This is a genomic window from Mycolicibacter minnesotensis (assembly GCF_010731755.1).
Classification (GTDB): Bacteria; Actinomycetota; Actinomycetes; order Mycobacteriales; family Mycobacteriaceae; genus Mycobacterium; species Mycobacterium minnesotense.
In genome coordinates, this window is the sequence record NZ_AP022589.1 from 3,739,376 (window position 1) to 3,753,194 (window position 13,819).

At 64.4% G+C, this 13,819-nt stretch carries 7 protein-coding genes and 3 rRNA genes; all 10 read left to right on the forward strand.

Annotated elements, in window-relative coordinates; all coding sequences use genetic code 11:
- Positions 1-227: 227 nt before the first annotated feature.
- The 10 genes from G6N09_RS17245 (at position 228) to G6N09_RS17285 (ending at position 13,762) form a co-directional block, all read left to right on the forward strand.
- Positions 228-1,762: ribosomal RNA gene (locus G6N09_RS17245) — 16S ribosomal RNA — on the forward strand.
- 349 nt (positions 1,763-2,111) lie between these two features.
- Positions 2,112-5,232: ribosomal RNA gene (locus G6N09_RS17250) — 23S ribosomal RNA — on the forward strand.
- A 146-nt stretch (positions 5,233-5,378) separates the two neighbouring features.
- Positions 5,379-5,491, forward strand: a 5S ribosomal RNA gene (rrf, locus tag G6N09_RS17255).
- The 16S, 23S and 5S rRNA genes sit together here, the layout of an rRNA operon.
- A gap of 163 nt (positions 5,492-5,654) precedes the next feature.
- A complete protein-coding gene (locus G6N09_RS20145) occupies positions 5,655-7,724 on the forward strand; it encodes an HAD hydrolase-like protein (RefSeq protein WP_234806907.1) in 2,070 nt (689 codons plus the stop codon).
- A gap of 28 nt (positions 7,725-7,752) precedes the next feature.
- Positions 7,753-7,929, forward strand: a complete 177-nt coding sequence (locus tag G6N09_RS19550; protein ID WP_165756563.1) for a hypothetical protein — start codon at positions 7,753-7,755, stop codon at positions 7,927-7,929.
- A 7-nt stretch (positions 7,930-7,936) separates the two neighbouring features.
- Positions 7,937-8,743 (forward strand): TlyA family RNA methyltransferase, encoded by an 807-nt coding sequence (locus G6N09_RS17265; protein WP_083022840.1) that lies wholly within the window; start codon positions 7,937-7,939, stop codon positions 8,741-8,743.
- Complete coding sequence (locus G6N09_RS17270) at positions 8,740-9,675, forward strand: NAD kinase (RefSeq protein WP_083022841.1); 936 nt, start codon at positions 8,740-8,742, stop codon at positions 9,673-9,675. The genes G6N09_RS17265 and G6N09_RS17270 overlap by 4 nt, the downstream gene beginning before the upstream one ends.
- Positions 9,676-9,690: 15 nt before the next feature.
- Entirely contained in the window at positions 9,691-11,466 is a 1,776-nt protein-coding gene (gene recN, locus G6N09_RS17275) for a DNA repair protein RecN (RefSeq protein ID WP_083022842.1), read from the forward strand.
- A 114-nt stretch (positions 11,467-11,580) separates the two neighbouring features.
- Complete coding sequence (gene steA / locus G6N09_RS17280; RefSeq protein ID WP_083022843.1) at positions 11,581-12,762, forward strand: putative cytokinetic ring protein SteA; 1,182 nt, start codon at positions 11,581-11,583, stop codon at positions 12,760-12,762.
- A 37-nt stretch (positions 12,763-12,799) separates the two neighbouring features.
- Entirely contained in the window at positions 12,800-13,762 is a 963-nt protein-coding gene (locus tag G6N09_RS17285) for a copper transporter (RefSeq protein WP_083022844.1), read from the forward strand.
- Positions 13,763-13,819: the final 57 nt, after the last annotated feature.

Here is a 13,819-nt window from a genome sequence, read left to right on the forward strand (position 1 = left end):
CAAAGTGCGATTCCGGGGGTTTTCATCTGCCCGCACTGACATTTAGCGGCTTTTAGCCGCGGGATGACTGCGCGTTCAGATGGGCGTGTTGTTTGAGAACTCAATAGTGTGTTTGGTGAAATTTTTTGTTGTTGTTTTTGCCATGCCTTTGGCGCCCCGTGTTGGGGGTGTGGCTTTTTTGATGTCAGTTTTTGACTGATGTTTTGGGATTGTTTCCAAATAGTTTTTGTTTGGAGAGTTTGATCCTGGCTCAGGACGAACGCTGGCGGCGTGCTTAACACATGCAAGTCGAACGGAAAGGCCCCTTCGGGGGTACTCGAGTGGCGAACGGGTGAGTAACACGTGGGTGATCTGCCCTGCACTTTGGGATAAGCCTGGGAAACTGGGTCTAATACCGAATAGGACCGCATGCTTCATGGTGTGTGGTGGAAAGCTTTTGCGGTGTGGGATGGGCCCGCGGCCTATCAGCTTGTTGGTGGGGTAATGGCCTACCAAGGCGACGACGGGTAGCCGGCCTGAGAGGGTGTCCGGCCACACTGGGACTGAGATACGGCCCAGACTCCTACGGGAGGCAGCAGTGGGGAATATTGCACAATGGGCGCAAGCCTGATGCAGCGACGCCGCGTGGGGGATGACGGCCTTCGGGTTGTAAACCTCTTTCAGTATCGGCGAAGCTCCAGGATTTTTCTTGGGGTGACGGTAGGTACAGAAGAAGCACCGGCCAACTACGTGCCAGCAGCCGCGGTAATACGTAGGGTGCGAGCGTTGTCCGGAATTACTGGGCGTAAAGAGCTCGTAGGTGGTTTGTCACGTTGTCCGTGAAAACTCACAGCTTAACTGTGGGCGTGCGGGCGATACGGGCAGACTAGAGTACTGTAGGGGAGACTGGAATTCCTGGTGTAGCGGTGGAATGCGCAGATATCAGGAGGAACACCGGTGGCGAAGGCGGGTCTCTGGGCAGTAACTGACGCTGAGGAGCGAAAGCGTGGGGAGCGAACAGGATTAGATACCCTGGTAGTCCACGCCGTAAACGGTGGGTACTAGGTGTGGGTTTCCTTCCTTTAGGGATCCGTGCCGTAGCTAACGCATTAAGTACCCCGCCTGGGGAGTACGGCCGCAAGGCTAAAACTCAAAGGAATTGACGGGGGCCCGCACAAGCGGCGGAGCATGTGGATTAATTCGATGCAACGCGAAGAACCTTACCTGGGTTTGACATGCACAGGACGCCGGTAGAGATATCGGTTCCCTTGTGGCCTGTGTGCAGGTGGTGCATGGCTGTCGTCAGCTCGTGTCGTGAGATGTTGGGTTAAGTCCCGCAACGAGCGCAACCCTTGTCTCATGTTGCCAGCACGTAATGGTGGGGACTCGTGAGAGACTGCCGGGGTCAACTCGGAGGAAGGTGGGGATGACGTCAAGTCATCATGCCCCTTATGTCCAGGGCTTCACACATGCTACAATGGCCGGTACAAAGGGCTGCGATCCCGTGAGGGTTAGCGAATCCTTTAAAGCCGGTCTCAGTTCGGATTGGGGTCTGCAACTCGACCCCATGAAGTCGGAGTCGCTAGTAATCGCAGATCAGCAACGCTGCGGTGAATACGTTCCCGGGCCTTGTACACACCGCCCGTCACGTCATGAAAGTCGGTAACACCCGAAGCCGGTGGCCTAACCCTTGTGGAGGGAGCCGTCGAAGGTGGGATCGGCGATTGGGACGAAGTCGTAACAAGGTAGCCGTACCGGAAGGTGCGGCTGGATCACCTCCTTTCTAAGGAGCACCATTTTCCCCCGTCCCCGCAACAGTGCGGGATGTGATGGTTGGGATATTTTTCGCTGGTGGCCTGTAGTGGGTTGCTGGTGGTGCAGATTGTTTTTAGAAGCAACAACTTTTTTGATCACCAACTGGCGGGTTTTCCTGTCGGCCGGCTTTCGGGTTGGGCACACTGTTGGGTCCTGAGGCAACAGGCCTGTTTTTGCCCCCGTTGTGGGGTGGGTGTGTTGTCGCTCCATCTTGGTGGTGGGGTGTGGTCTTTGTTTTGTGAATAGTGGTTGCGAGCATCTAACAAGCAAGATTTTTGTCTTGTTTGTTTTGCAATTTTTGTTCTTGGTTTTTGTGTTTGTAAGTGTTTAAGGGCGCATGGTGGATGCCTTGGCATCGAGAGCCGATGAAGGACGTAGGAGGCTGCGATATGCCTCGGGGAGCTGCCAACCGAGCGTGGATCCGAGGATGTCCGAATGGGGAAACCCGGCACGAGTGATGTCGTGTCACCAACTGGTGAATGTATAGCCAGTGGGGAGGTAACGCGGGGAAGTGAAACATCTCAGTACCCGTAGGAAGAGAAAACAAAATGTGATTCCGTGAGTAGTGGCGAGCGAAAGCGGAGGATGGCTAAACCGTATGCATGTGATACCGGGTAGGGGTTGTGTGTGCGGGGTTGTGGGAGCGTCATGTCTGGGTCTACTCGCCTGGAGGACAGTGAAAAAGTGTTGTGGTTAGCGGAAGTGGCTTGGGATGGCCTGCCGTAGACGGTGAGAGCCCGGTACGTGAAAACCCGATACCTGTCTTGTGACGATTTCCCGAGTAGCAGCGGGCCCGTGGAATCTGCTGTGAATCTGCCGGGACCACCCGGTAAGCCTGAATACTACTCGATGACCGATAGCGGATTAGTACCGTGAGGGAATGGTGAAAAGTACCCCGGGAGGGGAGTGAAATAGTACCTGAAACCATGTGCCTACAATCCGTCAGAGCCCTCTCTTAGTAGTGGGGTGATGGCGTGCCTTTTGAAGAATGAGCCTGCGAGTCACCGGCACGTCGCGAGGTTAACCCGTGTGGGGTAGCCGTAGCGAAAGCGAGTCTGAATAGGGCGTATCCAGTCCAGAGGGGCTGGTGTAGTGGCGTGTTGTGGACCCGAAGCGGAGTGATCTACCCATGGCCAGGGTGAAGCGCGGGTAAGACCGCGTGGAGGCCCGAACCCACTTAGGTTGAAGACTGAGGGGATGAGTTGTGGGTAGGGGTGAAAGGCCAATCAAACTCCGTGATAGCTGGTTCTCCCCGAAATGCATTTAGGTGCAGCGTTGCGTGTTTCTCACCGGAGGTAGAGCTACTGGATGGCCGATGGGCCCTACTAGGTTACTGACGTCAGCCAAACTCCGAATGCCGGTGAGTGTAAGCGTGGCAGTGAGACGGCGGGGGATAAGCTCCGTGCGTCGAGAGGGAAACAGCCCAGATCGCCGGCTAAGGCCCCAAAGCGTGTGCTAAGTGGAAAAGGATGTGCAGTCGCATAGACAACCAGGAGGTTGGCTTAGAAGCAGCCACCCTTGAAAGAGTGCGTAATAGCTCACTGGTCAAGTGATTGTGCGCCGATAATGTAGCGGGGCTCAAGCACACCGCCGAAGCCGCGGCAATACGTAAGTATTGGGTAGGGGAGCGTCCTGCATCCGGTGAAGCCACAGAGTGATCTAGTGGTGGAGGGTGTGGGAGTGAGAATGCAGGCATGAGTAGCGATGAGGCAAGTGAGAACCTTGCCCGCCGAAAGACCAAGGGTTCCTGGGCCAGGCCAGTCCTCCCAGGGTGAGTCGGGACCTAAGGCGAGGCCGACAGGCGTAGTCGATGGACAACGGGTTGATATTCCCGTACCCGTGTGTGAGCGTCCCTGATGAATCCATTCTGCTAACCACCCAAATGGTGGACGACTTTATCCTTCGGGATGAGGCGTTTATCGGCTGCGTGGGACCCGGGTGGGTAGTAGTCAAGCGATGGGGTGACGCAGGAAGGTAGCCGTACCAGTCAGTGGTAATACTGGGGTAAGCCCGTAGGACGTCAGATAGGTAAATCCGTCTGGCATATAGTCCGAGAGGTGATGCATAGCCGATTGCGGCGAATTCGGTGATCCTATGCTGCCAAGAAAAGCCTCTAGCGAGCACGCACACGGCCCGTACCCCAAACCAACACAGGTGGTCAGGTAGAGAATACCAAGGCGTACGAGTTAACTATGGTTAAGGAACTCGGCAAAATACCCCGTAACTTCGGGAGAAGGGGGACCCCCATACCGTCAACACCCTTGCGGTGGGCAGCGGGAGAGGGTCGCAGAAACCAGTGAGAAGCGACTGTTTACTAAAAACACAGGTCCGTGCGAAGTCGCAAGACGATGTATACGGACTGACGCCTGCCCGGTGCTGGAAGGTTAAGAGGACCGGTTAACCCTTCGGGGTGAAGCTGAGAATTTAAGCCCCAGTAAACGGCGGTGGTAACTATAACCATCCTAAGGTAGCGAAATTCCTTGTCGGGTAAGTTCCGACCTGCACGAATGGCGTAACGACTTCTCAACTGTCTCAACCATAGACTCGGCGAAATTGCATTACGAGTAAAGATGCTCGTTACGCGCGGCAGGACGAAAAGACCCCGGGACCTTCACTATAGCTTGGTATTGATGTTCGATGCGGTTTGTGTAGGATAGGTGGGAGACTGTGAAACCCGCACGCCAGTGTGGGTGGAGTCGTTGTTGAAATACCACTCTGATCGTATTGGACCTCTAACTTCGAACCATGAAACTGGTTCAGGGACAGTGCCTGGTGGGTAGTTTAACTGGGGCGGTTGCCTCCTAAAATGTAACGGAGGCGCCCAAAGGTTCCCTCAACCTGGACGGCAATCAGGTGTTGAGTGTAAGTGCACAAGGGAGCTTGACTGTAAGACTGACACGTCAAACAGGGACGAAAGTCGGGACTAGTGATCCGGCACCCCCGAGTGGAAGGGGTGTCGCTCAACGGATAAAAGGTACCCCGGGGATAACAGGCTGATCTTCCCCAAGAGTCCATATCGACGGGATGGTTTGGCACCTCGATGTCGGCTCGTCGCATCCTGGGGCTGGAGCAGGTCCCAAGGGTTGGGCTGTTCGCCCATTAAAGCGGCACGCGAGCTGGGTTTAGAACGTCGTGAGACAGTTCGGTCTCTATCCGCCGCGCGCGTCAGAATCTTGAGGAAACCTGTCCCTAGTACGAGAGGACCGGGACGGACGAACCTCTGGTATACCAGTTGTTCCACCAGGAGCACGGCTGGATAGCTACGTTCGGACAGGATAACCGCTGAAAGCATCTAAGCGGGAAACCTACTCCAAGACCAGGATTCTCACCCTTTTAGAGGGATAAGGCCCCCCGCAGACTACGGGATTGATAGACCAGACCTGGAAGCACCGTAAGGTGTGCAGGGAACTGGCACTAACCGGCCGAAAACTTACAACACACAAGAAACAACAATTGTGTTGCCCGCAACCACAAACCACAATTCATAACCACACCCCACCACCAAACTACAAAGCTTTGGTGACACGGTGGAAACAGCCCACCCCCAAAACCGGGGGCCGGCCCACCCAACAAAAAAATAGAGTTACGGCGGAAATAGCGACAGGGAAACGCCCGGTCCCATCCCGAACCCGGAAGCTAAGCCTGTCAGCGCCGATGATACTGCCCTATCGGGTGGAAAAGTAGGACACCGCCGAACACAATTTAAAGTCCTGTGCCCCCCAAGAAATTGGGGGGCACAGGCATTTCCCCTATATTTCCTATGTGGCGCGAGTGGATCGCGCATATTGCGGCCGTGTCAAGAGGCCGGCGTTCCCCGCCGTATCCTTTTCGGTAGCACTGTTACAACCGGAGGGCGCGAAGTGGCCGAACACGGCAAGGGCGGCGACGGGCCGCGGGGCGGCAGAGGCGCCGGAGATGCCGGACGACGAGGCCGGCCAGGGCAGTCCAGTGGTGGTTCGTTCCGGGGATCGAGCGATCAGCGCCGGTCACCGCGGAGCTCCGGCCCGGACCGCGACCGTCGGCCCCAGCCGCGGCGCGACCACGATGGCAGCCCCCGGCCTGCACGCGACCACGATGGCAGCCCCCGACCACCACGCGACCGCGAGGGTGGCTCGCGACCAGTACGCGACCGCGAGGGTGGCTCGCGACCACTACGCGACCGCGATGGTGGCTCTCGTCCAGCCCGGGACTTCGACCGCTCGTCGCGCCCGACCCGGCCCGCCGGTGAGGAATCCGCAGCACGCTACGACGACCCGCCGCTGCCCGAAGGCGTCGAGCCCAAGCAGTTGGCACCGGAGGTTCGCCGGGAGCTGAGCACACTCAACCGGGCCACCGCGGATGCCGTGGCCTGCCACCTGGTGGCAGCCGGCATGCTGCTCGACGACGACCCCGCAGCCGCACTGCGCCACGCCAAGGCGGCCCGCGCCCGTTCGACGCGGATCACCGCGGTACGCGAGGCCGTGGGGATCGCGGCGTATCAGTGCGGGGATTGGGCTCAGGCCGCCGGTGAGCTGCGGGCGGCACGGCGGATGGGCAGCAAGTCTGCACTGCTGCCGCTGATCGCCGACTGCGAACGCGGTCTGGGCCGGCCCCAGCGGGCGATCGAGCTGGCCACCGGCCCGGAGGCCGAACAGCTTGAGGGCGACGAGGCCGACGAGATGAGGATCGTCGCGGCCGGCGCCCGCGCGGACCTCGGCCAGGTGGAGCAGGCCCTGACGGTGTTGTCTGCGGGGGCGGCCGATCCCGGCCGGACTGGTTCGACGGTGGCGCGGCTGCACTACGCCCACGCCGAGACCCTGGTGGCCCTCGGTCGGGAGTCCGAGGCATTGGAGTGGTTTCTGCGGGCGGCTGCCGCCGACACCGAGGGCGTCACCGACGTCGAAGAGCGGATCGCCGAACTCGGCGGGGCCGCGACACTGGCCGAGGAATACGACTGTCTGCTGCTGGATCTCGATGGCACGGTGTTCCGTGGTGGCGAGCCCACCGTCGGCGCTGTCGAGACCCTGGCTGAGATGGCCAGCCGCGCGCTCTACATCACCAACAATTCGTCACGTGGCGCCGACGAGGTCGCGGCGCACCTGAATCAGCTGGGCTTCACCGCCACGGCGCACGACGTCGCCACCAGCGGGCAGATCGCGGCGGGGCTGCTGGCCGGCCAGCTGCCCGCCGGAGCACGGGTGCTGGTGCTGGGCTCGGATTCGCTGGCCGCCGAGATCAGTGCGGTCGGTCTGGCCGCGGTACGGCTGGCCACCGATGAGCCGGCGGCAGTCATCCAGGGCTTGTCCACCGAACTCGGTTGGGCTGACCTGGCCGAGGCGGCCCTGGCGATCCGTGCCGGGGCGGTGTGGATGACCACCAACGTCGACAAGACACTGCCGTCGGAGCGTGGCCTGTTGCCCGGCAACGGGTCCATGGTGGCCGCGCTGCGGGCCGCTACCGACGCCGAACCCCAGGTGGCCGGCAAGCCGGGCCCGGCGCTGCTCACCGCGGCCTTGGCCCGCGGCGAGTTCTATGCCCCGCTGGTGGTGGGTGACCGGCTCGACACCGACATTGCCGCGGCCAACGCGGCCGCGCTGCCCAGCCTGATGGTGCTCACCGGTGTGAGCTCCGCGCGTGACGCCGTGGCGGCGGTCGCTGACCAGCGCCCGACCTACCTCGGCCACGACCTGCGGTCTCTGAACGTGGGCGCCGGGGTGCTGGCGATCGGACCGCAGCCGCACTGGGATGTCCAGGTGGACGGCACCACCGTCACCGTCTCCGCGGCACCATCCGCGGGCGAGCGCGTCGACGACGGCCTGTCGGTGGCGCGGGCGCTCGCGTCCGCGGTGTGGGAAGCGGATCTGACCGGGCGACCGTTCACCGTGACCGCCGCGGATGCCACCGCGGAGGCAGCGCTGCAGCAGTGCGCCCTGCTCGGCACATGGCCGTGAACGTCATCGGCTAGCGTGAGTGGCACCCATGAACAGTGAGATTGAGGACGTCCGGACACGCGTCGCGGCCGTGTTGGCCGAGTTGCCCGCGGAGGCTGACCTGGCGGAGTTGCCGGCCCACAGCGATCTCAACGCCTTGGCGCAACGGCTCGAAGAGGCCCACCAGCTGTTGGTGCGGGCGCTGGAGTCGGTAGAGAAGGGCTGAGTCGGTCATGTCGCGGCGTGCTCGCGTCGATGCCGAACTGGTCCGGCGCGGATTGGCGCGGTCTCGTCAGCAGGCCGCCGAACTGATCGAGGCCGGCAAGGTCACCATTGACGGCATCCGGGCGGTCAAACCGGCAACCGCGGTGGCCGTCACCGCTGCCCTGGCCGTGCTCGACGACGGTGAACGCACCTGGGTGTCGCGCGGGGCGCACAAGTTGATCGGCGCACTGGACACCTTCGGGATCGACGTGGACGGCCGGCGCTGCCTGGACGCCGGGGCCTCGACGGGCGGATTCACCGAGGTGCTGCTGGACCGCGGCGCGGGGCAGGTGGTGGCCGTCGACGTCGGCTACGGACAGCTGGCCTGGGCACTGCGCACCGATCCGCGGGTGGTGGTGATCGAACGCACCAATGTGCGCAGTCTGACCCCGGAGGCCATCGAGGGGCCGGCGGAGCTGATCGTCGCCGACCTCTCGTTCATCTCGCTGGGCACGGTGTTGCCTGCGCTGGCTGGCTGCGCGTCACCCGACGCCGATATCGTTCCGATGGTGAAGCCGCAGTTCGAGGTGGGACGACAGCAGGTGGGGGCCGGCGGCGTGGTGTCCGATCCGGCGCTGCGGGCTGCTGCGGTGCTGTCGGTGGCCCGCCGCTCCGAAGAACTGGGGTGGGGCACCGTCGCCGTCACCGCAAGTCCACTGCCGGGACCTTCCGGCAACGTCGAATATTTCTTGCATCTGAGCGCAGCCCTCGCGCCGCTGGCCGGTGACGCGTTGCAGGCCGCCGTGCAGGATGCCGTGGCGAAGGGCCCCCAATGACCAGCCAAGAGCGACAACGCACCGTGCTCCTGGTGGTGCACAGTGGTCGAGAAGAGGCCACCGACACCGCCCGGCGCGTCGAGAAGGTGCTCGACGAACACGGCATCGCCCTGCGGGTGTTGACCGCCGAAGCCGTCGACCAGGGCTCACTGAACTTTGAGGATGAGGACGGACGCGGTCCCGGTGTGCAGACCGCTCCGGTGGATCCCGACACCGGGGCTGCCGAGGGCTGCGAACTGGTGCTGGTGCTCGGCGGTGACGGAACCTTCCTGCGGGCCGCGGAGTTGGCGCGTAGCGCCGACATTCCGGTACTGGGTGTCAACCTGGGCCGGATCGGCTTCCTGGCCGAGGCGGAGGCCGACACCATCGATCAGGTTCTGGACAAGATCATCGCCCGCGATTACCGGGTGGAGGACCGGATGACGCTCGACGTCGTGGTGCGCGCCGACGGCGAGGTGATCGACAGTGGTTGGGCCCTCAATGAGGCCAGCATGGAGAAGGGGCAGCGGTTGGGTGTGCTGGGTGTGGTCGTCGAGGTGGACGGCCGCCCGGTGTCGACATTCGGCTGCGACGGGGTGCTGGTGTCCACCCCGACGGGATCGACCGCCTACGCATTCTCGGCCGGTGGGCCGGTGCTCTGGCCGGACCTCGACGCGATCCTGGTGGTGCCCAATAACGCACACGCGCTGTTCGCCCGGCCCATGGTCACCAGCCCCGCCTCCACGATCGCGATCGAGGTGGAGTCCAGCGACGGCCATCCTGCGCTGGTGTTCTGCGACGGCCGCCGCAAGATGCTGGTGCCTGCCGGAGGACGCCTGGAGGTACAACGTGGCGTCACCCCGGTGAAGTGGGCGCGGTTAGGCCGCTCGCCGTTCACCGACCGGCTGGTGCGCAAGTTCCGGCTGCCCGTCACCGGCTGGCGCGGACAATGACGATGGTGCCCGCCGTTGCTCACTGAAATCCGCATCGAATCCCTGGGCGCCATCAGCGCGGCCACCGCTGAGTTCGACCGCGGTCTGACCGTGCTGACCGGGGAGACCGGCACCGGCAAGACCATGGTCGTCACCGGTCTGCACCTGTTGGGGGGCGCCCGCGCCGACGCCAACCGGGTGCGTTCCGGTGCTGCCCGCGCGGTGGTCGAAGGCCGGTTCTGCACCGCAGATCTGGCGCAGTCCGCGGCTCGGCAGATCGATGAGCTCTTGGAGGCCGCCGGGGCGGAGCGCGACGAGGACGGCAGCGTGATCGCGGCCCGCTCCGTCAGCCGCGACGGCCCTTCCCGGGCTTACCTGGGCGGTCGAGGGGTGCCCGCCAAATCGCTGACCGGTTTCACCGGCAGCCTGCTCACCCTGCACGGCCAGAACGACCAGCTGCGTCTGATGCGCCCGGAGGAACAGCGCGCCGCCCTGGACCGCTACGCCGCGGTCGGCGCCCGGCTGGAGCGTTACCGCAGCGCACGCGAGGCCTGGCAGTCGGCGCGGCGTGAGCTGGTCGAACGCCGCGACCGCGCCCGAGAACTGGCCCAGGAAGCCGACCGGCTGACTTTCGCCCTGCGCGAGATCGATGCCGTCGACCCTCGGACCGGGGAAGACGACGCGCTGACCGCCGAGATCCGGCGACTGTCCGAACTCGACGCGCTGCGCGCCGCGGCTACCGGGGCGCGGGCGGCCCTGGCCGGCGGTTCTGATGACGCTCCCGATGACGACGGGCCGACCTCGGCCACCGACCGGCTGGGGCAGGCCAAGACGGCACTGGTTGCCACCGACGACGCGGCGCTGCAGACCCTCGGTGAACAACTCGGTGAGGCGCTCACCGTGGTCGGCGACGTGGCCCGCGAACTGGGTGCCTACCTCGAGGACCTGCCCACCGGCACCGAGGCCCTTGACGCCAAACTCGCCCGGCAGGCCGAGCTGCGCAGCCTGACCCGCAAGTACGCCGCCGACATCGACGGAGTGCTGGCCTGGGCCGCGCAGTCGCGGGAGCGTCTCAACCAGCTCGACGTCTCCGAGGAAGCGCTCGCCGGGCTGGCCCGACGCGTCGATGAGCTGGGTGAACAGGTGGCCAAGGCCGCCACCGACCTCAGTGCGGTGCGCACCAAGGCGGCCGGTGGGCTGGCCAAAGCGGTCAGCGCCGAGCTGTCCGGACTGGCGATGGCCGACGCCGAGTTCAGCATTGCGGTCAGCGCCAGCCCGGCCGCCGCCGAGGATCCGGCCGCGTTGCGGTTGGCCTCGGGACAGACCGTGCACGCCGGAGCCGACGGCATCGATGACGTCGAGTTCGGGCTCGCGCCGCATCGCGGGATGACGGTGCTGCCGCTGGCCAAGAGTGCCTCCGGCGGGGAACTGTCGCGGGTGATGCTGGCGCTGGAGGTGGTGCTGGCCACCTCGTCGAAGCAGTCGGCCGGTACCACGATGGTGTTCGACGAGATCGACGCCGGGGTGGGCGGACGGGCCGCGGTGCAGATCGGGCGGCGCCTGGCGCGCTTGGCCCGCACCCACCAGGTGATCGTCGTGACGCACTTGCCGCAGGTCGCGGCCTACGCCGACGTGCACCTGATGGTGGAGCCCACCGGGCGGGCGGGCGCCAGTGGCGTGCGGCGCTTGGCCGATGACGACCGGGTCGGTGAGCTGGCTCGGATGCTGGCCGGGCTGGGGGAGACCGAGACCGCGCGGGCCCACGCGCGGGAGCTGCTCGATGCCGCTCGGGAGGATCGGGGCACCGATTAGGCCCCTGGCACGGCGCACCCTATGTTGTGACTGATGTGACGTGATGGAACTTCTGGGGCTGGTGTTACGGCGCGCCTCCGCGGATAACCGCGCATTCCCGGCCAGAATCGCGCCATGAAGATGTCTGCGCTGCTGTCTCGTAACACCGCCCGGCCCGGCCTCGTCGGTACGGCCCGCGTCGACCACGACATCGATCGCCTGCTGCGCAGGGTCGGGCCCGGCGACATCGTCGTCCTCGACATTCTCGACCTGGACCGGATCACCGCCGACGCCCTGGTGGAAGCCCAGATCGCCGGGGTCGTCAACGCCTCGGCCTCGATCTCCGGCCGCTACCCCAACCTCGGCCCGGAGGTGCTCGTCGCCAACGGCGTCGCACTGATCGACGAAGCCGGACCCACGGTGTTCAAGAAGATCCGCGACGGCGCCAAGGTCCGCCTGTACAACGGTGCCGTCTACTCCGGCGACCGACGGCTGGCCCGCGGCGTCGAGCGCAGCGACGTCGAGATCGCCGACCTGATGATCGAGGCCAAGAGCGGCCTGGTGGCTCACCTGGAGTCCTTCGCCGGCAACACCATTGAATTCATTCGCAGCGAGAGCCCGTTGCTGATCGACGGGATCGGAATCCCCGAGATCGACGTGGACCTGCGGCGCCGCCACGTGGTGCTGGTCGGCGATGAAGCCACCGCCACCGAAGACCTCAAGTGCCTCAAGCCGTTCATCAAGGAGTACCAGCCGGTGCTGATCGGCGTCGGCGCCGGAGCCGACGTACTGCGCAAGGCCGGGTATCGCCCGCAGCTGATTGTCGGCGACCCCGACCAGATGAGCGCCGAGGTGCTGCGCTGCGGATCCCAGGTGGTGCTGCCCGCCGACGCCGACGGCCACGCACCCGGCCTGGAGCGCATCCAGGACCTCGGTGTCGGCGCCATGACCTTCCCCGCCGCCGGCTCCGCGATGGACCTGGCGCTGCTGCTGGCCGACCACCACGGTGCGGCCCTGCTGGTGACGGCCGGCCACACGGCCAACATCGAAACGTTCTTCGACCGCACCCGCCAGCTGAGCAACCCGTCGATGTTCATGACGCGACTCAAGGTCGGCCAGAAACTGGTGGACGCCCGCGCCGTGGCGACGCTCTACCGCAACCGGATCTCGGCCGGCGCCATCGCACTGTTGGTGCTGACCATGCTGATGGCGATCATCGTGGCGCTGTGGGTCTCGCGGACCGACGCCGTGGTGCTCGAGTGGCTGGGCAACTACTGGCACCACCTGACGCAGTGGCTGCGGCACTGGGTGACCTAACCGGGATCGACAGAAGAGAATCGGGGTCGGCACCGCAATGATCACCCCTCGCTACCACGCGATGTCGCTGACGGCCGTACTGCTGGCACTGGTGTTCGGAGTCGTCCTGGGATCCGGGCTGCTGTCGGGTCCGTTGATGGCCGGACTGCAGTCCGACAAGGAAGATCTGCGTGAGCAGATCGACGCACTGCATGACCAGCACAATGCGCTGAGCGAACGGCTGCGCAACGCCAACGAATTCGACGCCCAGATGGCGCCCCGGATGGTGCACGACGCGCTGAACGGAAAGTCCACGGTGATCTTCCGGACTCCCGATGCCGCCGACAGTGACGTCGAAGGCGTCACCCGGATCATCGGACTGGCCGGCGGAACCGTCACCGGAACAGTCACCCTGACGGCCCAGTTCGTCGACGGCAGCGCGGAGGAGAAGCTGCGCGCCGTGCTGGAATCCGGGATCGTGCCGGCCGGGGCGCAGTTGAGCACCGACCTCGTCGACCAGGACGCCCAGGCCGGTGACCTGCTCGGGATCGCCCTGCTGATCAACGCACCCCATCCGCCTGAGCCCGCCGCTGCGGCGACCCCACCCGTCGACGATGCCCAGCGTGGCACAGTGCTGGCTGCACTGCGCGACACCGGTTTCATCACCTACTCCCAGGAGCGCTTCGCACCGGCCAACGCGGCCGTGGTGATCGCCGGCGGCGCCGTGCCCGAGGACGCCGGCACTAGCGGCCTGAGCGTGGCACGGTTCTCCGCGGCGCTGGCCCCGCATGGGTCGGCGACGGTGCTGGCCGGACGGGACGGGTCGGCCTCGGGCACCGCAGCGGTGGCGATGGCCCGCACCGATCCGGCCGTGGCCGGAACCATCAGCACGGTCGACGATGTGGACATCGAGTCGGGCCGAATCACCACCGTCATGGCGGTGAGCAGCCTCATCGGCGGAGGCAAGCCCGGGCAGTACGGCATCGGCCATGGCGCCGGATCGGTCACCCTGGCGCAATAGCGCCACTTGTATCACGAGCGCTATCCGAAGACTGCCGGGCGTGTCTGGAGTCGAGAC

Excerpts from the sequence above, each read along its gene's own strand:
- G6N09_RS19550 (WP_165756563.1), top strand. The coding sequence starts at position 7,753 with ATGAACAGTGAGATTGAGGACGTCCGGACACGCGTCGCGGCCGTGTTG.
- G6N09_RS17265 (WP_083022840.1), top strand. The coding sequence starts at position 7,937 with ATGTCGCGGCGTGCTCGCGTCGATGCCGAACTGGTCCGGCGCGGATTG.
- G6N09_RS17270 (WP_083022841.1), top strand. The coding sequence starts at position 8,740 with ATGACCAGCCAAGAGCGACAACGCACCGTGCTCCTGGTGGTGCACAGT.
- steA (WP_083022843.1), top strand. The coding sequence starts at position 11,581 with ATGAAGATGTCTGCGCTGCTGTCTCGTAACACCGCCCGGCCCGGCCTC.
- G6N09_RS17285 (WP_083022844.1), top strand. The coding sequence starts at position 12,800 with ATGATCACCCCTCGCTACCACGCGATGTCGCTGACGGCCGTACTGCTG.